The organism is Streptomyces anulatus (assembly GCF_000721175.1).
In the GTDB taxonomy this organism is placed as follows: domain Bacteria; phylum Actinomycetota; class Actinomycetes; order Streptomycetales; family Streptomycetaceae; genus Streptomyces; species Streptomyces anulatus_C.
Genome location: NZ_JOEZ01000010.1, coordinates 28414 through 54914, shown reverse-complemented (window position 1 = coordinate 54914; position 26501 = coordinate 28414). Strand labels below are relative to the sequence as shown.

Sequence of the window (26501 nt, the reverse complement as noted above, 5' to 3'; positions counted from 1 at the left end):
AGCGAGCTAAGGTTAGCCTTACTTTAGTGGCATCGGGCAAATGGTGCCCCATACCTTCGGAAAGGCCGGTCCCTGTGGAAATCCGTGTCGAACAGCTCACCGCTGGATACACCGGTCATACCGCCGTGGACCAGGTCGACCTGACGGTCCCCTCCGGACAGGTCGTGGCGATCGTCGGCCCCAACGGCTGCGGCAAATCGACCCTCCTGCGCTCCATGGCCCGCCTCCACCAGCCCCGCTCCGGCACGGTGTCCGTCGGCGACGCCGACATCTGGCAGCTGCGCCAGCGCGACGCCGCCCACCGCATCGCCCTGCTGCCCCAGGCCCCGCAGGCCCCCGAGGCGGTCACCGTCGCCGGACTCGTACGGTACGGACGCCACCCCCACCAGGGCCTCTTCCGCCAGTGGTCGCAGGAGGACGAGGCGGCCGTCACCCGCGCCCTGGAGGCCACCGGCACCGCGGCTCTGGCCGGCCGCCGGATCGACCAGCTCTCCGGCGGCCAGCGACAGCGCTGCTGGCTCGCCATGGCCCTCGCCCAGGAGACCCCCGTCGTCCTGCTCGACGAGCCCACCAGCGCCCTCGACATCGGCCACGCCGTGGAGGTCCTGGACCTGGTCCGCGAAGTCGCCGCACAGGGCCGCACCATCGTCATGGTCGTCCACGACCTCGCCGCCGCCGCGCGGTACGCCGACACCCTGGTCGCCATGCGCGACGGGCGGATCATCGCCTCGGGGCCGCCCCGCGAGACCGTGGACGCCGCACTCGTCCAGGAGCTCTACGGCATCGAGGCGGAGATCCTCACCGCGACCTCCGACGGGGCGCCCGTCGTCGTACCGACCGTGCGGGCGCCCGCCGTCGGTGTCTGAGAGCCTGTCAGGTGGCCTTCGATCGGAAAGCGGACGCGGTCCGGTGCGTGCGGTTCCCAGGCGTCGAGAGGTCCTCCTAGCGGAGCTATCAGGATATTTCGGCAACACCGGAAGCGTGCGTGCCAGGGCGTGTCCGCCCGATCAGAGGTCACCCGACAGGCTCTCAGACACCGCCACCCCACGCCGGCCCGCAGGCGCCCGAAACGCCGAGGGGCCCTCCGTCCGGGGGCCCCTCGGTCCGTATCCGCCCCATGGGCCGACGCGTTCAGGCGGACTCTCCCGCACCCCCGCCACGGAGCGTGCCTCCGCGATACACGCCGAGGATCTCCTCGGCGGCCAGGGTCGCCGTCAACGTGCCCTCCCGGACCCGCTGTTCGAGCTCCGGCGCCAGCTTCCGCACCTCCGGGTGGCTGCGCAGACCGTCCAGCAGCTCGTCGCGGACCATCGTCCACGTCCAGTCCACCTGCTGGTCCCGGCGCTTGGCCGCGAGCCGCCCGGTCGACTCCAGGACCGCACGGTGCTGCTCCAGCCGCTCCCACAGGGTGTCCAGGCCGAGCGACTCGCGCGCGCTGCACGTGAGTACGGGGGGCGTCCAGGCCGCGTCCGCCGGGTGCATCAGCCGTAGCGCACCCGCCAGTTCGCGGGCCGCCGAGCGGGCGTCGCGTTCGTGCGGGCCGTCGGCCTTGTTCACCGCGATGACGTCCGCCAGCTCCAGGACGCCCTTCTTGATGCCCTGCAACTGGTCGCCGGTCCGGGCCAGGGTCAGCAGCAGGAACGTGTCGACCATGTTGGCCACCGCCGTCTCCGACTGTCCGACGCCCACGGTCTCGACCAGCACCACGTCGTACCCCGCCGCCTCCATCACCACGATGGACTCCCGGGTCGCCTTGGCCACCCCGCCCAGCGTGCCCGCCGTGGGGGAGGGGCGGACGAAGGCGGCCGGGTCCACCGCGAGGCGTTCCATCCGGGTCTTGTCGCCCAGGATGGAACCGCCCGTACGGCTGGAGGACGGGTCGACCGCAAGCACCGCCACCCGGTGCCCGAGCCCCGTGAGCATCGTGCCGAGCGCGTCGATGAACGTGGACTTGCCCACGCCCGGCACCCCGCTGATCCCGATCCGCCGGGCCGCCCCCGCGTGCGGCAGCAACCGGCTCAGCAACTGCTGTGCCAGCAACCGGTGTTCGGCCCGCGTCGACTCGACGAGCGTGATCGCACGCGCCACGAACGCGCGCTTCCCGTCGAGCACTCCCTGGACGTAACCGTCGATGTCGATCTTCGCAGCCATCCGGTCAGCGGCTCACAGCTCGTGGCCGAGCGCGGCGCCGAGCCGCGTCACCAGGTCGTGGGCCGCGTCCGGGATCACCGTCCCCGGCGGGAAGACCGAAGCGGCGCCCGCCTCGTGCAGGGCCTCGATGTCCTGCGGCGGAATCACCCCGCCCACCACGATCATGATGTCCTCGCGCCCCTCGGCGGCCAGCTCCTCGCGCAGCGCGGGCACCAAGGTCAGGTGCCCCGCCGCCAGCGAGGAGACGCCCACGATGTGCACGTCGGCCTCGACGGCCTGCCGCGCCACCTCGCCCGGCGTCTGGAACAGCGGGCCGACGTCCACGTCGAAGCCCAGGTCGGCGAAGGCCGTGGCGATCACTTTCTGGCCCCGGTCGTGGCCGTCCTGCCCCATCTTGGCGACCAGGATGCGCGGACGGCGGCCCTCCGCCTCCTCGAACGCGTCGACCAGCGCGCGGGTGCGGTCCACCGAAGGGGAATCCCCTGCCTCTTTGCGGTACACACCGGAGATCGTACGGATCTGCCCGGCATGCCGCCCGTACACCTCCTCCAACGCGTCCGAGATCTCCCCGACCGTGGCCATCGCCCGCGCCGCGTCGACCGCCAGCGCCAGCAGATTGCCCTCCAGGCCCGGACCCGGGTCGCGCACGGCCGCGGCCGTCAGCGCCCGCAGCGCCTCCTGGCACGCCGTCTCGTCGCGCTCCTCGCGCAGCCGGCGCAGCTTGTCGATCTGCTGGGTGCGCACCGAGGAGTTGTCGACCTTGAGCACATCGATCTTCTCGTCGGTCTCCACCCGGTACTTGTTGACCCCGATCACCGGCTGCCGCCCGGAGTCGATCCGCGCCTGCGTGCGCGCGGCGGCCTCCTCCACCCGGAGCTTGGGGATGCCCGCGTCGATGGCCTTCGCCATCCCGCCGGCCGCCTCCACCTCCTCGATGTGCTGCCAGGCCCGGTCCGCGAGGTCGCGCGTCAGCTTCTCCACGTACGCGCTGCCGCCCCACGGGTCGATGACCCGGCAGGTACCGGACTCCTGCTGGAGCAGGAGCTGGGTGTTACGGGCGATCCGCGCCGAGAAGTCGGTGGGCAGCGCCAGCGCCTCGTCCAGGGCGTTGGTGTGCAGCGACTGGGTGTGCCCCTGCGTCGCGGCCATCGCCTCCACGCACGTACGCGTCACGTTGTTGAACACGTCCTGCGCGGTCAGCGACCAGCCCGAGGTCTGCGAATGGGTGCGCAGGGACAGCGACTTGGGGTTCTTCGGGTCGAACTGCTTCACCAGTCGCGCCCACAGGAGCCGGGCCGCCCGCAGCTTCGCGACCTCCATGAAGAAGTTCATGCCGATCGCCCAGAAGAACGACAGCCGCGGCGCGAACGCGTCGACGTCCAGACCGGCTTCCTGCCCGGCGCGCAGATACTCCACGCCGTCGGCCAGCGTGTACGCCAGCTCCAGATCGGCCGTCGCCCCGGCCTCCTGGATGTGATAGCCGGAGATCGAGATGGAGTTGTAGCGCGGCATCTTCCTTGAGGTGAACGCGAAGATGTCGGAGATGATCCGCATCGAGGGAGACGGCGGATAGATGTAGGTGTTGCGGACCATGAACTCCTTCAGAATGTCGTTCTGAATGGTCCCGGCCAGCTTCTCGGGCGGTACGCCCTGTTCCTCGGCCGCCACGATGTACAGCGCCAGCACGGGGAGCACCGCGCCGTTCATCGTCATCGACACCGACATCCGGTCCAGCGGAATGCCGTCGAACAACTGACGCATGTCGTAGATCGAGTCGATCGCCACCCCGGCCATGCCGACGTCACCGGTCACCCGGGGGTGGTCGCTGTCGTAACCCCGGTGGGTCGGCAGGTCGAAGGCGACCGACAGCCCCTTCTGTCCGGCCGCGAGGTTGCGCCGGTAGAAGGCGTTGGACTCCTCGGCCGTGGAGAACCCGGCGTACTGACGGATCGTCCAGGGCTGGTTGACGTACATCGTCGGGTAGGGCCCGCGCAGATACGGGGCGATGCCCGGGTACGAGTGCAGCGCGTCCAGGCCCTCCAGGTCCTCGCCGGTGTAGAGCGGCTTGACCGTGATGCCCTCGGGCGTCTCCCAGAGCGGGGCCTCGGCGTCGTCGGCCGCCTTGGTCACGGCCGCCTGCCACTCCCCGGCGGATCCGGCGGGCGGTGCGGTGGACGCCAACGGCACGTCGGAGAAGTCGGGAACGGAGGGCTTCCGTTCCGTGGGCGATGTCGGCATCACGCCACTCCCATGCGGTCGAGTACGGAGGTGAGAACGGCGACCGCGTCGCAGCCCGCGAAGATGTAACTGTCGACACCGGCGTACTCGCCGGGCCGGCCGGCGAGGAACACCTGCGCGGCTCCCGCCGACTTGAGCGCACCGGCCACCTGCTCCGCCTGCTCGGCGTACAGCGCGTCCGACGAACACAGAGCGGCGAGTGCCGCCCCGGAGGCGGTCAGCGCGTCGGCAGCCGTGCCCGCGTCCACCGACACCGGATCGTGCACCGCCTCGATCCCGCCCGCCCCGAAGAGGTTGACGGCGAACGAGACCCGCGGGGTGTGCGCGGCGGCCGGGCCGAGCGCGGCGATGAACACCTTCGGGCGGCTTCCGGTCGCCGCGAGGTGCGCGTCCGACCGGGCGCGCAGCGCCTCGAACGCCTCGTCCCGCCGGACCCGGGGCAGACCGCCCGGAGCCCCGGCGTACGCGTCGGCCGCCGGCTCGCGCTCCACCGGACGCTCGCCGGGCATCGGGAACTCGCTGACCCCGGTGATCGGCTCCTTGCGGCGGGCCAGCTTCGCACTGCGCGCCGCCCAGGTCGCGGCGAGCCGCTCCGCGACCATCCCGGAGCGCAAAGCGGCGGGCAGTCCGCCGACCCGCTCGGTCTCCTGGAAGAGCGCCCAGGCGGCCGCAGCGAGTTCGTCCGTCAGCCGCTCCACGTACCAGGAACCGCCCGCCGGGTCGATGACCCGCGCCAGGTGCGACTCCTCCATGAGGATCGTCGAGGTGTTACGGGAGATCCGCCGCGCGAACGCGTCCGGCAGGCCCAGCGCGTGATCGAACGGCAGAACGGTCACGCAGTCCGCACCGCCGACGCCCGCGCCCAGCGTGGCCAGCGTGGTGCGCAGCATGTTCACCCACGGGTCGCGGCGCGTCATCATCACCGGCGAGGTGACGGCGTGCTGCCGCTGGGCACCGGCGGCGGGAGCACCGCAGGCCTCGGCGACCCTCGCCCACAGCCGGCGCGCCGCGCGCAGCTTGGCGATGGTCAGGAACTGGTCGGCGGTGGCCGCGTAACGGAACTCCAGCTGCCCGCAGGCCGCCTCCACGCTCATCCCGGCACCGGTCAGGGCCCGCAGATAGGCGACGCCGGTGGCCAGGGAGAGCCCCAGCTCCTCGCCGGCCGAACCGCCCGCCTCGTGGTACGGCAGCGCGTCCACGGCGATGGCCCGCAGTTCCGGGTATGCGGCCTCGCATCGCTGTGCCCAGCGCACGGCGGGGGCGAGGTCCGCCTCGACGCCCGTCCGGGCCTCGTGGCCGAGCGGGTCGGCGCCCAGCGTGCCGCGCGCCTGGTGCTGGGCGACGCCGCGTTCCTCGTACAGCCGCAGCAGTTCCGTCGCCGCGGCGTCCAGGTCGGCCGGGGCGTCGAGGGCGACGGGTGCGAGGTCGAGGTACACGCCGTCGAGCGCCCGGGCGAGCCCGTCGACGGGGACGCCCGCCGGACCGCCCACCGTGAGCCAGAGCGAGGTGACCCCGTTCTCCAGATCGCCGAGCACCGCCTCGTTCAACCGGGCGGGGTCGGTCAGGCTGTGGCGTTGGCGCACGTCCCAGCCGCCGGCCGCGTTCCCTTCGGCCCTGCTGCCCCGGGTGAAGGGGGCGAAGCCGGGAAAGCCGGTGTCCGGCGACTCGTCGTGCGCGGTGTAGAGGGGGCGGGTGGTGAGCCCGTCCTCCAGTGTGGTGGACAGCGCTTCCTCGGCGGCCGAGCCCGAGACTTCCTTGCCCGACTTGCGCAGAACGCCTTCGACGAGGCTCTGCCACTGGTCATGGGAGGGGTCGGGGAACGCGGCGGCCGGAGAGAGCCCGTCAGCAGGCTGGACCGTCATGCTCAGATGCTAGGCCAGCGCGCCGAACCAGCAGCAGGGGCACCTGCTGTGACCTTGCCCTCTCGAACATGTACTTGATCCTTTACATACAGTCGCGTAACCGGCGTGACGGACGGACCATGGGCAACACGGCGACCCTCGACATCGGGATGAATCGGGACACTGATGCATATTATGTGGGAAGTTTCCTGATTTCTTATGCCATCCCTGGAATGCCGTATCCACCCCGGCGCCCCTGCGGCCGCCGGGATACGGAGAGGACACGACCGTGGCCGTCGGACCTGTGGAGTACCTCGTCATCGCTTTCCCCGGCAGTCGCTTCGCCGGGTCGGTCGCCCCCGCGCTCGCCGACGCCGTGTCATCCGGAGCCGTACGCGCCGGCGACCTGGCCTTCGTCCGTCGGGCCGGGGGTGGCGCGCTGACCCCGGTGGAACTGCGGGAGCTGGACCCCGAGGGAACGGTTCCCGCCGATGCGGCGGAGGGCGGGGCGGCGGCGGTACTGGGCGCGGCGGACGTCGACCGGCTCGACGGGAGCGTGCCGACGGGTGATGCCGTGGCGATCGTCGTCCGGGAGGACCTGTGGACCACACAGCTCGCCCGTACGGCGCGCGAGGCGGGCGGAACCTTCGTCGCGCACGAGCGCCTCGGCGCCGACGGGGACGGTGGGTCCGGTGGTTCCGGCGAGGAGGATGCCGCGGGAGACGACATCATCACCCGGCTGGAGCGGCTCGCCGAACTGCGGAAGCGGGAGGTCCTCACCGACGCCGAGTTCGTGGAGCAGAAGACGAAACTCCTGTCGGACTGAGGTCCGGCCGGCGCCCCGGGGTGCCGCCCGGCGTTTTCCGGTGGTGCATTCCTTGCCGCATGCGACGTTGATCCTGATATGTGGAATTCCTGGAATTCATCGGGGAAAGAGGCAGTTCATCGTGCAGACCGCCCGGACCGTTCCGGCCGCCACCGTTGTCAATCTGCGCGACCTGGGCGGCATCGCCCTGGGCCGTGACCGCCGGGTGCGGCAGGGCGTCCTGTTCCGCTCGGGCCAGCTGAGCGAGTTCGACCCCGAGAACGACCGGGCGGTGTCCGCACTCGGTATCCGCACCGTCGTGGACCTGCGCACCGCCGACGAGCGCCAGTGGGCCCCGGACCGGCTGCCGGACCGGGCCAGGCTCTTCGTCGCCGACGTCCTGGGCGACCACCCGGGCGTGGCGCCCGCCCGGCTGCGGTCCCTGCTCGCCGACCCGGTCGAGGCGGAGCGGACGCTGGGGGGCGGCCGGGCCGAGGAACTGTTCGCCGAGACCTACCGGAAGATGGTCCTCTCGCCCGGCGCCGCGGCCGCCTACCGCGCCTTCCTGGAGACGGCGGCCGACCCCGGTGCGCGCCCGGTGCTCTTCCACTGCACGGCCGGCAAGGACCGTACCGGCTGGGCGGCAGCCGTCCTGCTGATGATCCTGGGAGCGGCCCGCGCGACGGTGCGGTCGGACTTCCTCGCGGTCAATCCCGCCGTACGGGCCGCCTTCGCCCCGTACGTGGCGAAGTTCCTGGACGGCGGGGGCGACCCCGCCGTCGCCGCGGCGATCATCGAGGTCCGCCCTCGCTACCTGGACGTGGCGCTCGACGCCATGGACGAGCGCTGGGGCGGCCTCGACGGCTATGTGCGCAACGGGCTGCGCGTGCCCGACGCCGCACTGGAGCGGCTGCGCGACGGCCTGGTCATCCGTGGCTGAAGTGACGGAGAACGCGGTGCGGGGGCCGGTCCGCCCGGAATCACCCGGCCGGACCGGCCCCCGCACCGCGCTCCGGGCAAGGCCCGGCTACAGGCGTACGAGGCGTTCCGTCAGGTCGCGGTAGTGCTGGAGGGCGATCCGCAGATCCTCGGTCCCCGCCCCGGTGGCCGAGTCGCTCCCGCCCTTTCCGGCGCGCAGTCGCCGCCCGCGTTCCTCCAGGGCGGCACCGAGGCTCGCGACGGCCTCCCCGAAGGTGGCGTCGGCGTCCCGTACCGCCCGCTGCGGATCCTCCACGAACCCGGTCACCGCCTGCTGGATCCGGGCGGCGAACGCCTCCTGCTCCTCGGCGGTGAACAGCGGCCGCCCGGGGCGCCGGCCGTCCTCGGCGACGGGGCCCCGTGCGGTCGCCGGCCCGGGTTCGGCGTGCTCGGCGTGGTCCGTTCCGCCGGGCAGGGGAGTCGTTCCGTCGGATGTCTGCGTCATGATGTGCCGCGTCCCTTCACCAGGTGCCGGTTGCCGTGCTCATGCCCCGACGGGCCGTCCGCGAGGAGGGCGTCGAAGAGCCCGCGGGCCTCGATCAGGGCCTCGCGCATCTCCTCGGTGCTCGCCTCCCCACGCCGCGCGGTGTGCACCCGGCGGTAGCCCTCGACGTGCGTGGCGTGGTGGACGGAGAGCGCGTCCGTACGGTCCTCGAAGTCCTCGCCGGCCGGGAAGCCGCGCTCGCGCGACAGGTCGGCCAGCAGCGCGTCGGCTTCGGTGAGCGCCCGCTCCGGCGATTCGACGAACAGTTCCTGGACGCTCGCCCAGCGGGCGGCGTAACCCGCGCGGGCCCCGTCGGTCAGCGGGCGCTCCTCCAGGTGCCCGTGTCGCTTCACCCGATCGCGGAGCTCCTGCTCGGCCGCCGTGGTGTCGCCGTTGTGCCGGGCGACCACGCGCTCGTACTCCGGTCCGAAGCGGCTGCGCAGTCCCCGGCCGCCGGCGAGGCGTCCACGGAGCAGGAAGAACGCGGCGATGGCCACCACGGCGACCACGGCGATGATGATGATCGCTGTCGTCATGGCTACCGCCCCCAACGCTCATCGGCCGGTACGTAGATCTGCTGTCGCACAGTGGTCAACCCCTTTCGGTCCGGGCCCGGCGTCGATCGCCGAACGGTGTGCAGGAGTTCGTGTACCCCCGGATCCCGGTTCGAGGCAGCCGCCCGGCGGCGGAAGGCTCCGCGCGGCGTTCTGGGTTGGGTAGGGTCAAGGAGTCGGATCGGCGGCAGGTCGGAGGGGCACGCGATGACGGAGCGCAAGCCACCGGGAGTCAGTTTCGAATCCTGGGTCGACCGGCAGATCCACGAGGCGGAACAGCGCGGCGACTTCTCCGCGCTCCCGGGCTTCGGCAAGCCGATCGCCGGCCTGGAGCGCCCGTACGACGAGGCCTGGTGGATCAAGCAGAAGATGCAGCGGGAGGGCGTGTCGATGCTGCCGCCCGCGCTGGCCCTGCGCAAAGAGGCGGAGGATGTGCCCGGCGCGGTCTCCGCGGCCCGCACCGAGGCCGAGGTGCGGCGCATCCTGACCGAGGTGAACGAGAAGATCGAGCGGGCGATCCGGATGCCTCCCGAGGGCCCGCCGCTGCAGCTGAAGCCCTTCGACGTGGACGGGACCGTACGCCGCTGGCGCGAGGAACGCCGATCGGCCTGAAGCGGCCGTCACGCTGGGTCATACTCGCTGTATGGGATCGGACAGGGCAGGACGCCGACGCGGGCGCGCCCCGCACCGTGCCGACGTGGTGGTCCGCCGGGCCGGGGCGGGCGACGCCGGCCGGCTGACCCGGCTGGTGCGCACATCACGCGCCTACGAAGGCCCGTACGCACCGATGGTCGAGGGCTACCGGATCGGCCCGGACTACATCGGGACGCACCGGGTCTTCGTCGCGGCGGACAGCGGTACGGGCCAGGTCCTCGGCTTCTACGCACTGCTCCTCGATCCGCCGGAACTGGACCTGATGTTCGTCGCCGACTCGGCCCAGGGGCTCGGCATCGGCCGACTGCTCATCTCGCATCTGCGTGAGGAGGCCCGGAGCGCCGGCCTCACGGGCGTCCGGATCGTTTCCCACCCGCCCGCGGAGGGCTTCTACCGGAGCATCGGCGCCGAACCCGTCGGCACGGTCCGGGCCAACCCGCCGGCCGTGATGTGGGACCGCCCCGAGTTGCTGCTGCGGACCGGCTGAGGCGCGCTGGGCCCGGCACGGCCGAAGCCCGGCCGCGTTGTGCGGCCGGGCTCGAGGACGAGGCAGGGGGGGCGGCCGGTGGTGATCAGCCGCCGTACGGGCGAGTGATCAGCTCCAGACCATGACCGCTCGGATCGGGGAAGTACACGCCCCGACCGCCGTCGTTGTGGTTGATCTCGCCGGGCAGCTTCTGATGGGGATCGGCGTAGTAGTCGATTCCCAGCTCCTTGATCTTCGCGAACGCGGTGTCGAACTCCGCCTCCGAGATGAGGAAGGCGTAGTGCTGCGGGGTGATCGAAGCGGCGGGAACCGTCGCGAAATCCAGCGTGACGCTGTTCGCGAGAACGACCGGAATGAACGGCCCCCACTCATCTCCGACCGTCAGGCCCAGCAGATCCGCCAGAAATCCGGCGGACTCGCGGTTGTCCCGGCAATGGACGATGGTGTGGTTCAACTCGACTGACACGGTGGAATGCCTCCAACGGGCATCTCACGGGCTACCTCCACGCCTCACCCGGCCGGTGACCGACGCGCGATGCCCTGCGGTGATCATAGGCACGCCGTACGCACCGGTCCACGGGGTTACGCCCGTCACCGCGGGGAACCTGTGAGATCCGGCAATCGGGACGCCGCCACCCCAGCCCGGGGGCTCTTGAGGAGGAAGGGAGGCCAGGTGACATCCAGCAGAGGCCGTCAGGAGACTGAGGAGGAGCGGGCGGACCGGCAGTGGTCCGAACTCCTCCAGGAACTGCGCGTCGCACAGACCGGGGTGCAGATCCTCTTCGGCTTCCTGCTCGCGGTGGTCTTCCAGTCGCGGTTCGAGGACCTGGGGGACACCGACCGGAACATCTACGTCGTCACGGTCATGCTGGGCTCGGCGACCGCGGCGGCGCTCATCGGCCCGGTGTCGTACCACCGGCTCCTCACCGGCCGCCGGATGAAGCCCGAAACGGTCATCTGGGCGTCCAGGATGACCGTTCTCGGCCTGGTGCTGCTCTTCGGCACGATGTGCTCGGCGCTCCTGCTGATCCTGCGCGTCGCCCTCCACAACCAGCTGGCCCTGTGGCTGGTCGGCGCGATGGCCCTGTGGTTCCTGGCCTGCTGGTTCGTCTTCCCGGTGTGGGCCCTGGCCCGAGGGCGCTCCGCCCGGCGCGAGGACGGGAACGATGACGAGGGCGGGGAAGGGGACGGCGGGGGAGAGCCGCCCGCCGGGGGGAGCGACGACAGGCCTTAGAGCCGGTCAGGCCGGGCTGCGCACATTGGTCACCGCGAACAGCGCGCCGTCCGCATCCCGCAGCGTGACCTCGGTGCCCCCGAAGCCGGTGCGCTCCTCGACGAGGGCGCCGCCGTGCCGTCCGGCCGCGGCGACCGTCGCCGCGAGGTCCGTCACCGGGAACTGGACCTGCCAGTGCGGGCGTACCCACGGGTCGACCGCGGCCTCCACGGCTCCGGAGCTGATCCGGGCCAGCGGATGCCCCTCGCACCGCACGATGACCTCCTCGCCCTCGTATGCCACATCGCAGCACCCCGGCCGCCCGCTCGCCCAGTCGAGTACCTCGCCGTAGAAGATCGCCGCGTCGAAGGCGTTCCGGGTCCGCAGTCGCAGCCAGGCGTGTGCGTGGTCGGCCGGGGCCGGAGGCGAGGTGGAGGGTTCGGAGCGCTCCCAGAGGCCGAAGGACGCCCCGTCCCGGTCCGATGCCAGCACCCCGCGCCCCGCGCCGAGCGTCAGCGGCCCCACCGCCACGGTCCCGCTGCGCTCGCGGACCCGGGCGGCGGCCACGTTCGCGTCCTCCACCGCGAAGTACGGCGTCCAGGCCACCGCGACGTGGTACGCCGACGAGACGGCGAAGACACCGGCCACCGGCACCTCGCCGCGGTAGGCCACGGAGAAGTCCGCCCCGAGCCGCCCGGGGCGGAACGACCAGCCCAGCACCTGGGCGTAGAACCGCTCGGCGGCCGCCAGGTCCCGGGTCATGAGGGTGACCCAGCACGGTGCGGCCGGCCCCGTCAGGGGTGCCGCCGATGAGGCCGTACGGGGATCGCTTCCGGTCATGTGGTCCACTGCCTTCTTCCGGGAGCGGCGTCATGCCCGGCCGCTGCGGTCCAGCAACCAGCCTTGACCGGCCCGCCCGGTCCCGCAACGCGGGTCATGGCGTGTCCGGCGGATCAGGGCCGGGTCCGCCGGACACGCCCAGGTCACAGCCCGGCGCGCGGCGGGGCGTTCGTGATGTCGAGGAAGATCTGGTCGGCCTGCGGCCACCGGCCGGACATCGCCGCCCGGACGCGCATCGAGACCTCCTCCACCCGCTCGCTGTCGATGCCGGAGACGAGGTCGATGCGGGCCGCCACCAGCACCGAGTCCATGCCCGGCCGCATCGTGAGGAGCTCGGCGACGTTGTCGATCTCGTGCTGGCGCATCAGGAAGCCCACCAGATCGCGGCGCAGTCCGGGATCGACGGACTCGCCGATCAACTGGTCACGGGCGTCCCGTCCGAGCCGGAAGGCCACGTAGACGAGCAGCAGCCCGATCCCCGGCGAGGCCGCCCGAGTGGGCTGCCTCCGACAACAGGGCGGGGGAGCCGGAGACCAGCCCGCCCGAGGTTGTGGCCGCCGCGATCACGCGGCTGGCCGCGAGCGCCACCAGGACCGTGAGACGGGTACGTCGGTCGGCGGCCGAGCCGGCCATCTCCACCTCCTGAACAGAGGGGGCCGGCGCGACGCCCCCGCCGTACGGGCCGGTCAGCCGCGAGGCCGCTCATCGTCGGGCGGCAGCGGCCCGTTGCCGTGGTCCTTGAGCTCGTACGGCGTCAGGGCGTGACCGTCCACGGGGAACTGGTCGGAGGAATGCGGGTCGCGCTGCTCGATGTGGGTGCGCCGCTCGGGCTTCCGCGGCTGCTCATAGGGCTGGGGCGGCGGTGGCTCGGCGTCGTGCTTGCGCTTGCTGAGGATGAAGCCGCCGATCAGCAGGGCGACGACGGCCAGCGCCACGATGGGCAGGAGGATCCCGAGGGCCCCCGTGCTCGCCGCCAGCGGGACCTCGGAGGACACCACGACTGCGTTGACTCCATTCAGAACATCCATGTAACCCGCATACCCCGGGAGGAGGGCATCAGTCTGCTGTTCACATCAATTCATGTTTTATGGGTATCTCCCGGGAAACGCGTTTCGCATGGTGCGAATCGGCTACACGATGATGACCGAACAGACCGGACCGCGTGAGCTCGTCGGCGACGTGATGGCGGCGGAAGAGGCCGGGTTCGACTTCTCGGTCACCTCCGACCACTACTTCCCCTGGCTGGCGGAACAGGGGCACGCCCCCTACGCCTGGGCGGTGCTGGGCGCCGCGGCACAGGCCACCTCGCGCATCGGCCTGATGACGTATGTGACCTGCCCGACCACCCGCTACCACCCCGCTGTCGTCGCCCAGAAGGCGGCGACGGTGCAGATCCTCGCCGAGGGCCGCTTCCGGCTCGGTCTCGGCTCCGGCGAGAACCTCAACGAGCACGTCGTCGGCGGTGGCTGGCCCGCGGCCCCCGTACGGCTGGAGATGCTGGAGGAGTCCGTGCGGATCATCCGGCAGTTGCTGGAGGGGCGGACCCTCAACCACCGCGGCACCCACTTCGACGTGGAGAACGCCCGGCTGTGGGACCTGCCGGAGACCCCCGTCCCGGTGGGCGTCGCGGTCTCCGGCCCGGACTCCTGCGCGGTCGCCGGAGCCCACGCCGACCTGGTGATCGCCACCGAGGCCAAGAGCTCTCTGCTGGAGGCCTTCGACCGGCACGGCGGCGCCGGCAAACCCCGCGTCGGCCAGCTCCCCGTCTGCTACGACCGGGACCGGGACGCGGCGGTCGCCCGCGCCCACGAACAGTTCCGCTGGTCGGTGGGCGGCTGGAAGGTCAACGCCGAACTCCCCGGCCCGGCCGCCTTCGCCCAGGCCACCGGCCACGTCCGGCCCGAGGACGTCGCCTCCGCGATCCCGTGCGGGCAGGACGTCGGGGAGTTCGTGGCCGCGGTCCGCGCCTACACCGACGCGGGCTTCACCGAGATCGCCCTGGTCCAGGTGGGCGGGGAACACCAGCGCTCCTTCATCGAGTGGGCGAGAACAGCCCTACTGCCCGCACTGCGGGAGCTCTAGACACTTTCGCGCGCTTCCCGTGTCGCCGCCGGCCGGATACGGGGTCAGCCTGGAGTGGTCCCGACGGCCGGCACCCCAGCGGAAGGAACCACGGTGAACAGCACCCCCGAACAGAACGGCGAGGATCACCCGGCGGGCCGGGAGGTGGTGGTCTCGCTCAGCCGCTGCGACACCCAGGACGCGCGAACCGTGTTCGACGTGCTCGCCGCCTCCTTCGCCTCGGACCACCCGATGGGCGAGACCCCCGCGCCGGTCTCCGGCCCCCGCCCGACCGTCTGGGTCACCACCGTCGACGTGTCCGAACCGAGGGCCGACGCCACCCCGGCCCGCCTCACCGCACCGGTCACGGTGGACGCCCAGGGCGGCTACTGGGCCGTCGACCGGCTGCGGACCCACCTCACCGGCGCCTTCGCGGTGAGCGTCGTCGGCACGGCCGCCGGGGACCAGGAGCAGGAGGTCAGGCTGCGGCTGGAGACCCGCTGACGGCCCGGACGAGAACACGACCGGGGTCACCCGCCCCGCGGCGAAGCGAAAGGCGTACGCATGGATTCCCTCGCTCTGGGAGCTGGTCTCGAACCCAGGGCCGAGGCCGAGCCGCGTGGCGCCCCCGCCACACCCGCCGTCTCACCGGGTGACCGGACCTCGTCTCTTACCGCGTGCCCGTCTGCGCGGACACGGCCGACATCCAGGCGCACTGGATCGAGGAGGACGACCGCCACCTCGACCCGATGGGCTCCAAGGGCATCGGCGCGATCGGGATCGTCGGCACCGCCGCCGCCATCGGGAACGCGGTGGCCCGGCTGCGCGAACCCCCCACCCGGACACCTTGCTGCCCTGCCTCCTGCGACCGAGCACCGCCTCCCACCTGGACGGACGGCCCAGCTGTTGCGCGTCCGGCGTACGCGGCGCACCCTAATGAGTGACCCAGAAGTTATCAGCGCTCACGCTTCGTGTTCGGGGGTCGTTCGTACGACGGGGTGAAAGTACGACGGGGTGAAGCGCGTGGGCCTCGTGGTGAGGAGCCTCGACGATGACCGTTCCACTCGACCGGCACTACTCGGTCGAAATGCAGGTGTCGGCTGAGCGCGTTTCCCAGCTGCGGCGGATCGTCGCCGCACACCTTCGTCACTGGAGTCTCGACCTGCACGTCCGGCCGGTGTGCCGGGCCCTGGACGAACTCCTGGAAAACGTCCACCGGCATGTCGGCGACGGCAACAGCTGCGTCCTCGAACTCCGCTGGACCGGACGGCACGTGACCGTGTCCGTCGCGGACAACAGCGCCCGGATGCCCCGGCTGCTGCCGGCCGGCGGCGGGCTGAGCCGGGTCATGGCCCTGAGTGACAGCTGGGGCACCTGCCGGACCACGGACGGCAAAGTGGTCTGGTTCACCCGCTACGCCGAGGCGCCGCAGCCCGCGGGGCTGCTCCCGTACACCCCGCTGCCCGGCGTCCGCACCGCCCGCCGCAGCCCCCTCGCGGCGCTCGTGTAACCGCCCCACAGGCGGCCCGCTCGCCCGGCCGACGCGGAACGTGCTGCCCCCGGCACGCATGATCCGCGTCGGCCGGGTACGTGCAGGGGAGGGGAGGGCCGCGTTGCGCGGACCAGTGCGGCGCGGCACGGTCGGAGTACCGATGCAAGGAGGCCACTGCCATGCCCATCGCGACGGTCAATCCCGCGAACGGCGAACTGATCAGGTCTTTCGACGCCCTCGGCGAGGAGGAGACCGAACGCAGGATCACCGCCGCCGCGGAGACCTTCCGCCAGTACCGCACCACCCCCTTCGAACAGCGTGCGGCCTGGCTGAACCGGGCCGCCGACCTCCTCGACGAGGACCGCGACACCATCGCCCGCACGATGACCGTCGAGATGGGCAAACCCGTCACGGCGGCCCGTGCGGAGGCGGCCAAGTGCGCGAAGGCGATGCGCTGGTACGCCGCCCACGCCGGGGGCCTGCTCGCCGACGAGCACCCGGACCCCCACGACGTGAAGGACGCCGGCGCCTCCCGCGCGCTGGTCCGCTACCGCCCGCTCGGCGTGGTCCTCGCCGTGATGCCGTGGAACTTCCCGCTCTGGCAGGTGGTGCGCTTCGCCGCCCCCGCGCTGATGGCGGGCAACACCGGACTCCTCAAGCACGCCTCGAACGTCCCGCAGACCGCCCTCTACCTGGAGGACCTCTTCCACCGCGCGGGCTTCCCCGCCGGCTGCTTCCGTACGCTGCTGATCGGCTCGGGCGCCGTCGAGGCGGTCCTGCGCGACCCGCGCGTCGTGGCCGCCACCCTCACCGGCAGCGAACCGGCCGGGCGCGCCGTCGCCGCCACCGCCGGTGACGAGGTGAAGAAGACCGTCCTGGAACTCGGCGGCAGCGACCCCTATCTCGTCCTGCCCTCGGCGGACGTGGAGAAGGCCGCCGCCACCGCCGTCACCGCCCGCGTCCAGAACAACGGCCAGTCCTGCATCGCCGCCAAGCGCTTCATCGTGCACGCCGACGTCTACGACGCGTTCGCCGAGCACTTCACCGCGGGCATGCGCGCCCTGACCGTCGGCGACCCGCTGGAGGACGCCACCGACATCGGCCCCCTCTCCACCGAACAGGGTCGCACCGACCTGGAGGAACTCGTCGACGACGCCGTCGAGCGGGGCGCGCAGGCACTGTGCGGCGGGCGCCGTCCGGACAAGCTCGGCGGCGGCCTGGAGAACGGCTGGTTCTACGAGCCCACCGTGCTCGCGGGCATCACCACCGCCATGCGCGTCCACCGCGAGGAGACCTTCGGGCCGGTCGCCACCCTCTACCGGGTCGCCGACCTCGACGAGGCGATCCACCTGGCCAACGACACCCCCTTCGGCCTCAGCTCCAACGTCTGGACCCGCGACCCGGGCGAGCAGGAGCGCTGCGCCCGCGACCTGGAGGCCGGCGGGGTCTTCTTCAACGGGATGACCGCCTCGCACCCCGCCCTGCCCTTCGGCGGGATCAAGCGCTCCGGCTACGGCCGTGAGCTCGCCGGACACGGCATCCGCGAGTTCTGCAACGCCACCACACTCTGGTACGGCCCCGAGGCGTCCTGACATCCCACCACCGCCCGTGCGCCGTCACCCCACGAGGAGATCCGCTCCGTGAGCGACACCCGTACCCCCTCCACCCCCTCCGACGACGAGCTCGCCGCGCTCGACGCGCACTGGCGCGCGGCCAACTACCTCGCAGTCGGCCAGATCTACCTGATGGCCAACCCCCTGCTGACCCGGCCGCTCGTCCCCGAGGACATCAAGCCCCGCCTGCTCGGCCACTGGGGAACCTCGCCGGGGCTCAACCTCGTCCACACCCACCTCAACCGGGTGATCAGAGCCCGCGACCTGAGCGCGCTGTGCGTCTGGGGCCCCGGCCACGGCGGACCCGCCGTCCTCGCCAACTCCTGGCTGGAGGGCAGCTACTCCGAGACCTACCCGGACGTCGGCCGGGACGCCGAGGGCATGGGGCTGCTCTTCAAGCAGTTCTCGTTCCCCGGCGGCGTGCCCAGCCATGTCGCGCCCGAGACGCCCGGCTCCATCCACGAGGGCGGCGAACTCGGCTACGCCCTCAGCCACGCGTACGGCGCCGCCCTCGACCACCCGGACCTGCTGGTGGCCTGCGTGGTCGGCGACGGCGAGGCCGAGACGGGGCCGCTCGCCGCGTCCTGGCACGCGAACAAGTTCCTCGACCCGGTCCACGACGGAGCCGTCCTGCCCATCCTCCACCTCAACGGTTACAAGATCGCCAACCCGGCGGTCATCGCCCGGATCCCCGAGGAGGAACTCGACCAACTGCTGCGCGGCTACGGGCACGATCCCCTCTACGTCACCGGCGACGACCCGGCCGCCGTCCACCGGGCGCTGGCCACCGCCATGGACACCGCCCTGGACCGCATCGGCGCCCACCAGCGGGCGGCCCGCGAGGACGGTGCGACCGAGCGCCCCCGCTGGCCCATGATCGTGCTGCGCACCCCCAAGGGCTGGACCGGCCCCGAGGAGGTCGACGGGCTGCCCGTCGAGAACACCTGGCGCTCCCACCAGGTCCCGCTCTCCGGCGTCCGCGACCACCCCGACCACCTCCGGCAACTGGAGGCCTGGCTGCGCTCCTACCGCCCCGCCGAACTCTTCGACGCGGAGGGCCGCCCCACCGAACAGGTCCTCGCCTGCGTACCCGAGGGCGAGGCCCGGCTCGGCGCCACCCCGTACGCCAACGGCGGTCTGCTCCTGCGTGACCTCCCGCTGCCCGACCTGGCGGACCACGCGGTACGGGTCGACAAGCCCGGCACCGCCCTCCACGAGCCGACCAAGGTGCTCGGCGGCCTCCTGGAGAGCGTCATGGCCGCCACCGACGGCCGCAGGGACTTCCGGGTGGTCGGCCCCGACGAGACCGCCTCCAACCGGCTGGACGCCCTCTACCGGGCCACCGGCAAGGCCTGGCAGGCCGAGACCCTCCCGACCGACGAACACCTCGCCCGCGACGGCCGGGTGATGGAGGTGCTCTCCGAACACCTCTGCCAGGGCTGGCTGGAGGGGTACCTCCTCACCGGACGCCACGGCCTCTTCTCCAGCTACGAGGCGTTCGCCCACATCGTCGACTCGATGGTCAACCAGCACATCAAGTGGCTGCGCACCTCGCGCCGGCTGCCCTGGCGGCGCCCCATCGCCTCCCTCAACTACCTGCTCACCTCGCATGTCTGGCGCCAGGACCACAACGGCTTCTCGCACCAGGACCCCGGGTTCGTCGACCACATCCTGAACAAGAGCCCCGAGGTCGTGCGCGTCTATCTGCCGCCGGACGCCAACACCCTGCTCTCCGTGGCCGACCACGCGCTGCGCAGCCGGGACTACGTCAACGTGATCGTGGCGGGCAAGCAGCCGACGTTCGACTGGCTCACGATGGAGGAGGCCCGCGCCCACTGCGCCCGCGGGGCCGGGGCGTGGGAGTGGGCCGGGACCGAGGACGGCAGCCGCGAGCCGGACGTGGTGCTCGGCTGCGCCGGGGACGTACCCACCCAGGAGACCCTGGCCGCCGCCGACCTGATCCGCCGCCATCTGCCGGAGCTGGCCGTACGCGTGGTCAACGTCGTCGACATCGCCCGCATGATGCCGGAATCCGAGCACCCGCACGGCATGCCGGACTCCGAGTACGACGCCCTGTTCACCCGCGACAAGCCGGTGATCTTCGCTTATCACGGCTACCCGTGGCTGATCCACCGGCTCGCCTACCGCCGGACCGGCCACGCCCACCTCCATGTGCGCGGCTACAAGGAGGAAGGCACCACGACCACCCCGTTCGACATGGTGGTCCGCAACGACCTCGACCGTTACCGGCTGGTCATGGACGTCATCGACCGGGTGCCCGGCCTCGGAGGCCGCGCCGTCGCCGTACGCCAGGAGATGGCGGACGTCCGCACCCGCCACCACGCCTGGATCCGCGAGCACGGCACGGACCTGCCGGAGGTCGTGGACTGGAAGTGGGGCGGCTGACCGCGTCGTTCACGGGGTCCCGCCCTTCCGGACCGGCCGGTGAGCGATCATGGGCGGTGACCCGAGACCCACCGGAGAGGCCGCCATGAAGCTGCGCTGTGCTGTGATCGACGACTTCCAGTCCGTGGCCACCACCGTTGTCGACTGGTCGCCCGTCACCGCCGACGTCGAGGTCGTGTCGTTCGCCGAACACCTCGCCACGGAGGACGAAGCGGCCACCGCACTCGCGGACTTCGACATCGTGGTGACCCTGCGCGAGAGGGTGTCCTTCCCGGCGGAGCTGTTCGCCCGGCTGCCCCGGCTGCGGCTGCTGATCGCCTCCGGCATGCGCAACTCCGTCATCGACTTCGACGCCGCGGAGCGGCACGGCGTCGTCGTCTGCGGCACCGCCAGCTCCTCCACCCCGCCCGTCGAGCTCACCTGGGCGCTGCTCCTGGGCCTGGCACGCGGGATCGTCCCCGAGGCGGAGGCCCTGCGCACGGACGGGCCCTGGCAGTCCACCCTCGGGGCCGATCTGCACGGCCGGCGGCTCGGTCTGCTGGGGCTGGGGAAGATCGGCGGCCGGGTGGCGCAGGTGGGCCTGGCCTTCGGCATGGAGGTCCTGGCCTGGAGCCAGAACCTCACGAGGGAACGTACCGACGAGGTCGGGGCGACCCTGGCCGCATCCAAGGAGGAACTGCTGGCCACCAGCGACTTCGTCTCCGTGCACCTGGCGCTCGGCGAACGGACCCGGGGCCTGGTCGGCGCGGCCGAACTCGCCCGGATGCGCCCGACCGCGTACCTGATCAACACCTCCAGGGCGGCCATCGTCGACACGGGCGCCCTGCTCGCGGCGCTGCACGCGGGCGCCATCGCCGGCGCGGCCACGGACGTCTTCGACATCGAGCCGCTCCCGGCCGGCCACCCGGTACGCACGGCCCCGCGCCTGCTCGCCACCCCGCACCTGGGCTACGTGTCACGCGCCAACTACGAGACCTACTACGGCCAGGCCGTGGAGAACATCAGGGCGTTCCTCGACGGGCAGCCGCTCCGCCGCCTGAGCTGACGGCGGAGGACCGCTCATTGCGGCTTCGGTCAGTAGCGCAGCGCCGCCGCGATCCGACCGTGGTCAGCCAGCGAGCCGTCCTCGACGAACGCCACGTCGGCGCCGCTGTCCAGCGCCGCTTCGACCAGTTCGTCGACGATGTCCTCGCGGACCGTGCCGTCGGCGCTCTGTGTGCTCCCCTCGGGCACCGGCTCCAGGTGCTCGTCGGTCACCTGCACGGCCGCCTGGAAGTGTTCCTCCACCGCGACCAGCCCCGCCCGGCCCTCCCGGACGGCGGCCCACACCTCGTCGAGACCCCCGGCGAAGGAGTGCGCGCCCCGGGCGTGGTCGAGCCGGGTCTCCACCTCCGCGGCCGCCAGGCGTCCGCCCTCGTCGAGGGCGGGCCGCAACTCCCTGAGGACCTCGGTGGGCGACAGGTCGGCCGGCGCGCCCTTGGTGACCCGGCCGAGGGCGGACCCGGAGCCCGTGCCGACCTCGTCCAGCAGCGCGAGAGCGGGGGCCAGGCCCATCAGGTAGAGCGGCCGAGGATCATCGGCGAGCACCGCGCGCAGCTTCTCGTCGACCGTACGGAAGAAGTTCCGGGTCTCCTCGTCGGTGAAGGTGCTCGGGGTGTCCCCGATCCGCTCCTCGCGCTGCGGGTTGGGCGGCTCCTTCGGCGCGGTCAGCGGGAAGCCGTCCGCCTCCTCCGGCCGGATGCCGTCGCCGGTGCCGATCCACAGCGTGGCGTGGTCGGCGGCGACGGTCAGCGCCCGGAACGGCCGGGTCTGGGCCTTGGCCGCGACGAGGTTGCGGGTGAGGTAGGTGTCGCTGAGCACCACCCGTTCGGGTGCGGTGCGCGGAAGCTGCCAGATCCAGTACTCGTCGGTGGTGGCCAGAAGCACCAGGGAGTCCAGCGCCTTGCGGGGGTCCACCTCGCCGGCCGCCCGCTCCAGCTGGGCCTGGAGGGCGGCCCGGACCTCGCGGCTGACCTGCGGATCGGCGTCGAGACGGTGTCCGGCCTCGGCCACCAGGTTCCGCAGGCGGACCGGGTCCTGCGCGTTGTCGGGGGCCTTGCGGTGGGTCGGCATGGTCAGGGACAGGGCCGGATAGGGCCGGGTCGCCCGCAGCTCCCGCAACAGGTCGGCGGTCAGGGCGTCCGTATCCATCGTTCCCTCCCAGGGCTCGAACCCGCTCCCGTATGAAGCGGATGCTTCGACGAGTCAATTCATACCTTTTGATCCTAATATGAGCGAGTTGTTGCTCCTGGAGTGCGGGAGGTTGCGCGATGTCCACGCTCACGGTCTGGAAGTTCCGGACGGCCGACGGTGCGGAGAATGTCGAGGAGGCGCTGAAATCCCTTCAGAAGGAAGGGCTGCTCAAGATCCTCGACGCGGCGGTGGTGAGCTGGCCCGCCGACCGGGCCAGGCCGCGCACCAGACAGCTGCTCAACCTCGTCGGCGCCGGGGCCCTCAGTGGGACCTTCTGGGGCATGCTCTTCGGGCTGATCTTCCTCATGCCGCTGCTGGGCGCGGCCATCGGAGCGGCCGCCGGAGCACTCGGCGGGAAGCTCGCGGACGTCGGCATCGACGACGACTTCATCGCCGAGGTCAAGGAGAAGGTGACGCCCGGGACCTCGGCGCTGTTCCTGCTGACCATGAACGAGGTGCCCGAGCGGATCGGCGCGCAGCTGCCCGGCGACGGCGCCGAACTCCTCCACAGCAATCTCGACACCGAGCGCGAGGCGAAGCTCCGCGACGTCTTCGGCGACGAGACGGCGTGACCCGCGCGCACCCCCCTTCCTCGCCTGGATCCCCTCTCTGGATTGGACGGGCTGTCCGTGAAAGCGAACCTCCCCGCGCGCCGGGCGCGTGGCCGCCGCGCCGCCCGCACCCTGGCCCCCCTCGCGGCGGCTGCCCTGCTGTTCGCCGCCACGGCGGCCTGCGACTCCGACACGAGCAGCGAAGGCACCGACCGGGGCGTCCACACCCTCACGCCCGAGCCAAAGGAACCGCCGTCCGAGGCCGCGAGCCCGCGCACCCAGGAGAGCTTCGCGGCCTCGGTGTCCGCCGAGTCCGAACGCGTACGGCAGGAGGCGGCCGAGCGGCTGGACGAGGTCGAGGGCCGGGGCAACGCGGTCGGCGACGTCTCGGTCAACGGACTGCCGCTCACCGCGTCCGAGGAGGTCCGCAGCGCGCTCGTCCGGGTCACCAACCCCACCGACGAGGCCGCGTTCTACGCCGTGAAGGTGGAGTTCGTCGACGCCGAGGACAAGGTCCTCGACACCGTCGTCGTCGGCGTCCAGGACGCACCGCCGGACCGCACCGTCACCGCTCAGGCCAACAGCCGCAAGGCCGCCGGGGTGAAGACCTTCCCCCGGGTCGCCCAGGCCGAGCGCGGCTGAGGGGGGGCGCGGGCCGTGAGCGCCGCCGACGCGGTGACCGACTCGCTCCGGAGTCTGCGCGCCCGGTTCGTCGACGTACGGGAGGGGAAACCGGCCGACTACATCCCCCAGCTGGCCCTCGCCGACCCGGACGCCTTCGGTCTCGCGCTGGTCAGCATGGACGGACACCGCTACAGCGCGGGCGAGGCCGAGGTGCCCTTCACCCTCCAGTCCATCTCCAAACCGTTCGTCTACGCCCTCGCACTCTCCCTTCTCTGCCTCGACGAGGTGAGCCGCTGGGTGGGCGCCGAGCCGAGCGGCGAGGCGTTCAACGCCATCAGCCTCGAACCCGGTACGGGCAGGCCCGCCAACGCCATGGTCAACGCCGGCGCGATCGTCACCACCGCCCTGATCCCCGACGCCCCGGACGAATCCGCCTTCGACCGGATCCTGCACTGCCTCGGCCACTTCGCCGGGCGCGAACTCGACGTCGACGAAGAGGTGTTCAACTCCGAGTCGGTGACCGGCGACCGCAACCGGGCGCTGGCGTACCTGATCCGCTCCACCGGCACCATGCCCGTCGACCCGGTCCTGGCGGTCGACCGCTACTTCCGCCAGTGCGCGATCCGCGTCACCGCCGTCGACCTCGCCACGATGGCCGCGACGCTCGCCTACGGCGGGGTGAACCCGGTCACCGGCGAGCGGGTCGTCTCCGCCGAGGTCGCCGCCCAGGTCCTCGCCGTCATGGCGACCTGCGGCATGTACGACGGCTCCGGCGAATGGCTGCTGCGCGTCGGGCTGCCCGCCAAGAGCGGGGTGTCCGGCGGCCTCATCGCGGTGGGTCCCGCCCGCTTCGGACTCGCCACGTACAGCCCTCCGCTGGACACCACCGGCAGTTCGGTACGCGGCCACGCCGCACTCGCGGCACTCTCGCGACGCTACGGGCTCCACCTCATGCTCAACCCCGCGCTCCCGGGCTCCACCGTCACCCTCGTCACGACCGCCGACGACCTGCGATCGGCGCCCTCGACCGAGCGCGAACGGGTCCTCCACGAACAGGTCGGCGTCGTCGTCGCCCAGGGGGCCATCGACTTCACGGCCGCCGAACGCGTGCTGTACGCCCTGGACGAGTCCGGGCCGGACGGCGGCTCGGTGGTGCTCGACCTGCACGACGTCACGTCCGTCGACTCCGTGGCCCTGGCGATGCTGCACGACGGGCTCGCGCGGCTCGCCGGCGACGGCCGGCGCGCGGCGGTCGTCGATCCGGACGATCTGCTGGGCCCGCCCGGCCTCGTACGGGAGCGGACCGGCCAGGACCTGCCGCGCTACGCCACCCGTGAGGGTGCCGTCGAAGGCTGCGCGCGGGCCCTGGCCGGGGAGGGCTGAGCGGGGACTGCCCGATGAGCCGTGACTACCAGATGGATCCGACCCATTCGGGGTGGTCTATGAACGGGTTCCGGTTGTGCTGGAACTGCTCGAATATGACGTCGTTGCGGCGCTTCTCGAAGGTGTCCGGCGGGTCCTCCTGGCTCCACTGCTTCAGGACGGACAGCTTGCCCATCTTCGGCGCGGACCCGTTGTTGACCTGGTCGTTGGGTTCGAGGTCGGCGAAGGAGTCGTTCCCCTCGTAGCGCACCGCCATGTAGAGGATCATGCGGGCGACGTCGCCCTTGACCGCGTCGCGCGGCTCGAACGAGTCGCCGTCGGTGAAGTTGCCCGGTGCGGAGCCCAGTTCGCTCCCGCCGTTGTCGAAGTCCTTGTTGCCGCGCGTGGAGTTGACCTGGACGTCGGTGGGTCGCAGATGGTGGACGTCGGTTCCCGGGCCCGTCGCGGTGCCGAAGTCGCCGTGCGACTTGGCCCAGACGTGCTCCCGGTTCCACTGGCCCGAGTTGCCGCCGTTGTCGTTCTTGGACTGGGAGCGCCCGGTGTACAGCAGGACGACGTTGGAGGCGTTGGCGGGATCCTCGTCGGTCGCCTTGAGGGCGCCCCACACCTGGCTGTAGGAGAGCTTGGTCTGGTCGCTGATGATCGTGTGCAGGGCGGACTTCAGCTCGGCGCCGGTCTTGCCGAGCGCGTCCTGGTAGTAGGTGTCGTCGAGGGCGGCGGAGGCGGTGGTGTAGCGGTCGGGCGAGGCGTCCGCGGGGGCTGCGGCGGCGGTGCCGGCGAGCACGGTGACGGCCGCTGCCGCCGCCAGCAGTGGACGCGCGTAGAACCAAGGGCGACGGGACATGTGGGGTGTCCTCTCCGAGACGCGGGCGTCGCGGGAAGACCCTGGGTGGGGGTGCCCCCGCGGCGGCCGGGCGGTAGGTGGTCAGCCGGGAGCCTTCCACACGCACCGTGTCCCAGGTGTGAACACTGTGTACCTATCATGTGCAGGTCAAGAATGGGGGTGCGAGAACCCGCCGGGAACAGGCGTCTGCCCCGGCGGCCCAAGGCCTCCGGGGCGGACGGGGCGTCTCGGCCCGGTGCTGTCCGGTGCCCCCCGGCGGCCCGGTCGCGCAGGGCCCGGACCTCGGATGAACCGGTCCTTGTCCGCGTTGCTCGCCCGCGTCCCGCCGCCGGTCGGTTCCCGGTCGACCGCGAGCAGATCGCCTGCCTTCTCCGGGGCCCTGCTCATGAAGTACGCCACCTGGTCCGCCACATCCCCCGGCCGGAGGAAGTGATGGAAGCCGTTGGCGCACTCCGAGTGCCGGGCCCGTTCCACCTGGGAGTCCGGACGCGGATTGCCGTAGGTGCGGCCTTCGGTGGATCTGATGAGGGCGATGTCGAGACCGTCCGTGTCGTAGGAGGTCTGATAGGCGCTGACGTCGACACCGTGGAGCATGGGCACCGCCTCGGGGACGGGGCTGCGACCTCCCTCTTCTGCCCACTCCCCAGGCCCGCCAAGGGCGGATTCACCCTCCCGGGTAGCGGGCGCGCGCTCCTCGGATGCGGTCGGGTCCGCGGGGGGCGAGAATTGCCGCAAGGACGAGGAGGCGGCATGAGCGAAGAGTCCGAATCCGTATCCGCGGCCGTGTCCGGGCCGGGGGGCATCACGCCCGACCGGCTCCTGCACACGGGCGCGAGCGACCGGCCGAGCGCGGAGGACCTGGTGCTGGCCTCCGGGCGGGACCTGACGCCGGAGACCCTGGAATGGGCGCGGCGCAAGCTGGCCGCCGAGGGGCGGTCGGCCATCGACAAACAACTGCCCTGACGGCCCGGCGAGGCCCGCTGGAGCACCCGGCGGGCGGTGCGCGGAGCCGTAAGCCGAGGTCATGGCGGCCGAGGAGCCGGGGAGCGT

The 26501-nt window shown here is 72.0% G+C and carries 27 protein-coding genes and 2 pseudogenes; 17 read left to right on the top strand and 12 right to left on the bottom strand.

Features of this window, described 5'->3' with window-relative positions; translation table 11 throughout:
• Positions 1 to 74: 74 nt before the first annotated feature.
• Positions 75 to 866 (top strand): ABC transporter ATP-binding protein, encoded by a 792-nt coding sequence (locus IG90_RS0113175; protein WP_030582476.1) that lies wholly within the window; start codon positions 75 to 77, stop codon positions 864 to 866.
• 265 nt (positions 867 to 1131) lie between these two features.
• Here IG90_RS0113175 and meaB read toward each other — a convergent pair whose 3' ends face one another.
• Genes meaB through IG90_RS0113160 form a run of 3 tightly spaced genes read right to left on the bottom strand, consistent with a single transcriptional unit; the run spans position 1132 to position 6251 of the window.
• Positions 1132 to 2151, bottom strand: coding sequence for a methylmalonyl Co-A mutase-associated GTPase MeaB (gene meaB / locus IG90_RS0113170; protein WP_030582473.1), 1020 nt, complete (start codon positions 2149 to 2151; stop codon positions 1132 to 1134).
• 12 nt (positions 2152 to 2163) lie between these two features.
• The gene (gene scpA / locus IG90_RS0113165) at positions 2164 to 4389 is read right to left on the bottom strand and encodes a methylmalonyl-CoA mutase (RefSeq protein ID WP_030582469.1); all 2226 of its coding nucleotides are present in this window, start codon (positions 4387 to 4389) and stop codon (positions 2164 to 2166) included.
• The gene (locus IG90_RS0113160; protein WP_030582466.1) at positions 4389 to 6251 is read right to left on the bottom strand and encodes a methylmalonyl-CoA mutase family protein; all 1863 of its coding nucleotides are present in this window, start codon (positions 6249 to 6251) and stop codon (positions 4389 to 4391) included. Before IG90_RS0113160 ends, scpA begins: the two co-directional genes overlap by 1 nt.
• Positions 6252 to 6519: 268 nt before the next feature.
• Here IG90_RS0113160 and IG90_RS0113155 point away from each other — a divergent pair, with 268 nt between their 5' ends.
• A complete protein-coding gene (locus tag IG90_RS0113155) occupies positions 6520 to 7056 on the top strand; it encodes an SHOCT domain-containing protein (RefSeq protein ID WP_030582463.1) in 537 nt (178 codons plus the stop codon).
• Between the two features lie 121 nt (positions 7057 to 7177).
• A complete protein-coding gene (locus tag IG90_RS0113150; protein ID WP_030582461.1) occupies positions 7178 to 7975 on the top strand; it encodes a tyrosine-protein phosphatase in 798 nt (265 codons plus the stop codon).
• A gap of 87 nt (positions 7976 to 8062) precedes the next feature.
• Here IG90_RS0113150 and IG90_RS39385 read toward each other — a convergent pair whose 3' ends face one another.
• Positions 8063 to 8458, bottom strand: a complete 396-nt coding sequence (locus tag IG90_RS39385; RefSeq protein WP_233435946.1) for a hypothetical protein — start codon at positions 8456 to 8458, stop codon at positions 8063 to 8065.
• A complete protein-coding gene (locus IG90_RS0113140) occupies positions 8455 to 9033 on the bottom strand; it encodes a hypothetical protein (RefSeq protein WP_030582455.1) in 579 nt (192 codons plus the stop codon). Before IG90_RS0113140 ends, IG90_RS39385 begins: the two co-directional genes overlap by 4 nt.
• Before the next feature lie 225 nt (positions 9034 to 9258).
• Here IG90_RS0113140 and IG90_RS0113135 point away from each other — a divergent pair, with 225 nt between their 5' ends.
• Together IG90_RS0113135 and IG90_RS0113130 are read left to right on the top strand one after the other, a co-directional pair.
• A complete protein-coding gene (locus IG90_RS0113135; RefSeq protein ID WP_030582452.1) occupies positions 9259 to 9663 on the top strand; it encodes a DnaJ family domain-containing protein in 405 nt (134 codons plus the stop codon).
• A 31-nt stretch (positions 9664 to 9694) separates the two neighbouring features.
• Complete coding sequence (locus IG90_RS0113130) at positions 9695 to 10192, top strand: GNAT family N-acetyltransferase (RefSeq protein ID WP_030582448.1); 498 nt, start codon at positions 9695 to 9697, stop codon at positions 10190 to 10192.
• Positions 10193 to 10277: 85 nt separating this feature from the next.
• Here the strand turns inward: IG90_RS0113130 and IG90_RS0113125 are convergent, their stop codons facing one another.
• On the bottom strand, positions 10278 to 10658 hold the full coding sequence (locus tag IG90_RS0113125; RefSeq protein WP_030582445.1) for a VOC family protein: 381 nt from the start codon (positions 10656 to 10658) through the stop codon (positions 10278 to 10280).
• Positions 10659 to 10865: 207 nt separating this feature from the next.
• On the opposite strand from IG90_RS0113125, the gene IG90_RS0113120 reads away from it, so the two are divergent.
• Positions 10866 to 11426, top strand: coding sequence for a DUF6328 family protein (locus tag IG90_RS0113120; protein WP_030582442.1), 561 nt, complete (start codon positions 10866 to 10868; stop codon positions 11424 to 11426).
• A gap of 6 nt (positions 11427 to 11432) precedes the next feature.
• On the opposite strand, the gene IG90_RS0113115 is transcribed toward IG90_RS0113120, so the two are convergent.
• From IG90_RS0113115 to IG90_RS0113105, 3 genes and pseudogenes are all read right to left on the bottom strand, one after another.
• The gene (locus tag IG90_RS0113115) at positions 11433 to 12245 is read right to left on the bottom strand and encodes a VOC family protein (protein ID WP_030582439.1); all 813 of its coding nucleotides are present in this window, start codon (positions 12243 to 12245) and stop codon (positions 11433 to 11435) included.
• A 143-nt stretch (positions 12246 to 12388) separates the two neighbouring features.
• A pseudogene (locus tag IG90_RS41115) lies at positions 12389 to 12736 on the bottom strand (cation diffusion facilitator family transporter); the annotation flags it as partial.
• Positions 12737 to 12931: 195 nt separating this feature from the next.
• A complete protein-coding gene (locus IG90_RS0113105; RefSeq protein WP_030582436.1) occupies positions 12932 to 13273 on the bottom strand; it encodes a DUF6479 family protein in 342 nt (113 codons plus the stop codon).
• Between the two features lie 88 nt (positions 13274 to 13361).
• Here IG90_RS0113105 and IG90_RS0113100 point away from each other — a divergent pair, with 88 nt between their 5' ends.
• The 7 genes and pseudogenes from IG90_RS0113100 (at position 13362) to IG90_RS0113070 (ending at position 20862) form a co-directional block, all read left to right on the top strand.
• Entirely contained in the window at positions 13362 to 14327 is a 966-nt protein-coding gene (locus IG90_RS0113100; RefSeq protein ID WP_030582433.1) for an LLM class F420-dependent oxidoreductase, read from the top strand.
• Positions 14328 to 14420: 93 nt separating this feature from the next.
• On the top strand, positions 14421 to 14810 hold the full coding sequence (locus tag IG90_RS0113095; RefSeq protein WP_030582430.1) for a hypothetical protein: 390 nt from the start codon (positions 14421 to 14423) through the stop codon (positions 14808 to 14810).
• Between the two features lie 155 nt (positions 14811 to 14965).
• A pseudogene (locus IG90_RS41870) lies at positions 14966 to 15250 on the top strand (hypothetical protein); the annotation flags it as partial.
• Between the two features lie 107 nt (positions 15251 to 15357).
• Entirely contained in the window at positions 15358 to 15816 is a 459-nt protein-coding gene (locus tag IG90_RS0113085) for an ATP-binding protein (protein WP_030582427.1), read from the top strand.
• 161 nt (positions 15817 to 15977) lie between these two features.
• Positions 15978 to 17390, top strand: coding sequence for an NADP-dependent succinic semialdehyde dehydrogenase (locus tag IG90_RS0113080; RefSeq protein WP_030582424.1), 1413 nt, complete (start codon positions 15978 to 15980; stop codon positions 17388 to 17390).
• A gap of 48 nt (positions 17391 to 17438) precedes the next feature.
• The gene (locus IG90_RS0113075; protein ID WP_030582421.1) at positions 17439 to 19817 is read left to right on the top strand and encodes a phosphoketolase family protein; all 2379 of its coding nucleotides are present in this window, start codon (positions 17439 to 17441) and stop codon (positions 19815 to 19817) included.
• Between the two features lie 85 nt (positions 19818 to 19902).
• Positions 19903 to 20862 (top strand): D-2-hydroxyacid dehydrogenase family protein, encoded by a 960-nt coding sequence (locus IG90_RS0113070; protein ID WP_030582418.1) that lies wholly within the window; start codon positions 19903 to 19905, stop codon positions 20860 to 20862.
• A 29-nt stretch (positions 20863 to 20891) separates the two neighbouring features.
• On the opposite strand, the gene IG90_RS0113065 is transcribed toward IG90_RS0113070, so the two are convergent.
• On the bottom strand, positions 20892 to 22007 hold the full coding sequence (locus IG90_RS0113065; protein WP_030582416.1) for a baeRF3 domain-containing protein: 1116 nt from the start codon (positions 22005 to 22007) through the stop codon (positions 20892 to 20894).
• A 119-nt stretch (positions 22008 to 22126) separates the two neighbouring features.
• Between IG90_RS0113065 and IG90_RS0113060 the strand changes: the two genes are divergently transcribed.
• From IG90_RS0113060 to glsA, 3 genes are read left to right on the top strand one after another with little or no spacing between them, the layout of a single operon-like run.
• Positions 22127 to 22621 (top strand): DUF1269 domain-containing protein, encoded by a 495-nt coding sequence (locus IG90_RS0113060; RefSeq protein WP_030582413.1) that lies wholly within the window; start codon positions 22127 to 22129, stop codon positions 22619 to 22621.
• A gap of 57 nt (positions 22622 to 22678) precedes the next feature.
• Positions 22679 to 23242 (top strand): hypothetical protein, encoded by a 564-nt coding sequence (locus tag IG90_RS0113055; RefSeq protein ID WP_030582410.1) that lies wholly within the window; start codon positions 22679 to 22681, stop codon positions 23240 to 23242.
• A gap of 15 nt (positions 23243 to 23257) precedes the next feature.
• Positions 23258 to 24607 (top strand): glutaminase A, encoded by a 1350-nt coding sequence (gene glsA / locus IG90_RS0113050; RefSeq protein WP_030582407.1) that lies wholly within the window; start codon positions 23258 to 23260, stop codon positions 24605 to 24607.
• 25 nt (positions 24608 to 24632) lie between these two features.
• On the opposite strand, the gene IG90_RS0113045 is transcribed toward glsA, so the two are convergent.
• Together IG90_RS0113045 and IG90_RS0113040 are read right to left on the bottom strand one after the other, a co-directional pair.
• Entirely contained in the window at positions 24633 to 25451 is an 819-nt protein-coding gene (locus IG90_RS0113045) for an endonuclease I family protein (RefSeq protein WP_030582404.1), read from the bottom strand.
• 147 nt (positions 25452 to 25598) lie between these two features.
• A complete protein-coding gene (locus IG90_RS0113040) occupies positions 25599 to 26045 on the bottom strand; it encodes a GH25 family lysozyme (RefSeq protein ID WP_078585232.1) in 447 nt (148 codons plus the stop codon).
• Positions 26046 to 26201: 156 nt separating this feature from the next.
• On the opposite strand from IG90_RS0113040, the gene IG90_RS0113035 reads away from it, so the two are divergent.
• Positions 26202 to 26414 carry a hypothetical protein gene (locus IG90_RS0113035; RefSeq protein WP_030582399.1) on the top strand — a complete coding sequence of 71 codons (213 nt, stop codon included), beginning with the start codon at positions 26202 to 26204 and terminating at the stop codon, positions 26412 to 26414.
• Positions 26415 to 26501: the final 87 nt, after the last annotated feature.

Excerpts from the sequence above, each read along its gene's own strand:
- meaB (WP_030582473.1), bottom strand. The coding sequence starts at position 2,151 with ATGGCTGCGAAGATCGACATCGACGGTTACGTCCAGGGAGTGCTCGAC.
- scpA (WP_030582469.1), bottom strand. The coding sequence starts at position 4,389 with ATGCCGACATCGCCCACGGAACGGAAGCCCTCCGTTCCCGACTTCTCC.
- IG90_RS0113160 (WP_030582466.1), bottom strand. The coding sequence starts at position 6,251 with ATGACGGTCCAGCCTGCTGACGGGCTCTCTCCGGCCGCCGCGTTCCCC.
- IG90_RS39385 (WP_233435946.1), bottom strand. The coding sequence starts at position 8,458 with ATGACGCAGACATCCGACGGAACGACTCCCCTGCCCGGCGGAACGGAC.
- IG90_RS0113140 (WP_030582455.1), bottom strand. The coding sequence starts at position 9,033 with ATGACGACAGCGATCATCATCATCGCCGTGGTCGCCGTGGTGGCCATC.
- IG90_RS0113135 (WP_030582452.1), top strand. The coding sequence starts at position 9,259 with ATGACGGAGCGCAAGCCACCGGGAGTCAGTTTCGAATCCTGGGTCGAC.
- IG90_RS0113130 (WP_030582448.1), top strand. The coding sequence starts at position 9,695 with ATGGGATCGGACAGGGCAGGACGCCGACGCGGGCGCGCCCCGCACCGT.
- IG90_RS0113115 (WP_030582439.1), bottom strand. The coding sequence starts at position 12,245 with ATGACCGGAAGCGATCCCCGTACGGCCTCATCGGCGGCACCCCTGACG.
- IG90_RS0113105 (WP_030582436.1), bottom strand. The coding sequence starts at position 13,273 with ATGGATGTTCTGAATGGAGTCAACGCAGTCGTGGTGTCCTCCGAGGTC.
- IG90_RS0113100 (WP_030582433.1), top strand. The coding sequence starts at position 13,362 with ATGGTGCGAATCGGCTACACGATGATGACCGAACAGACCGGACCGCGT.
- IG90_RS0113085 (WP_030582427.1), top strand. The coding sequence starts at position 15,358 with ATGACCGTTCCACTCGACCGGCACTACTCGGTCGAAATGCAGGTGTCG.
- IG90_RS0113080 (WP_030582424.1), top strand. The coding sequence starts at position 15,978 with ATGCCCATCGCGACGGTCAATCCCGCGAACGGCGAACTGATCAGGTCT.
- IG90_RS0113070 (WP_030582418.1), top strand. The coding sequence starts at position 19,903 with ATGAAGCTGCGCTGTGCTGTGATCGACGACTTCCAGTCCGTGGCCACC.
- IG90_RS0113065 (WP_030582416.1), bottom strand. The coding sequence starts at position 22,007 with ATGGATACGGACGCCCTGACCGCCGACCTGTTGCGGGAGCTGCGGGCG.
- IG90_RS0113060 (WP_030582413.1), top strand. The coding sequence starts at position 22,127 with ATGTCCACGCTCACGGTCTGGAAGTTCCGGACGGCCGACGGTGCGGAG.
- IG90_RS0113045 (WP_030582404.1), bottom strand. The coding sequence starts at position 25,451 with ATGTCCCGTCGCCCTTGGTTCTACGCGCGTCCACTGCTGGCGGCGGCA.
- IG90_RS0113040 (WP_078585232.1), bottom strand. The coding sequence starts at position 26,045 with ATGCTCCACGGTGTCGACGTCAGCGCCTATCAGACCTCCTACGACACG.
- IG90_RS0113035 (WP_030582399.1), top strand. The coding sequence starts at position 26,202 with ATGAGCGAAGAGTCCGAATCCGTATCCGCGGCCGTGTCCGGGCCGGGG.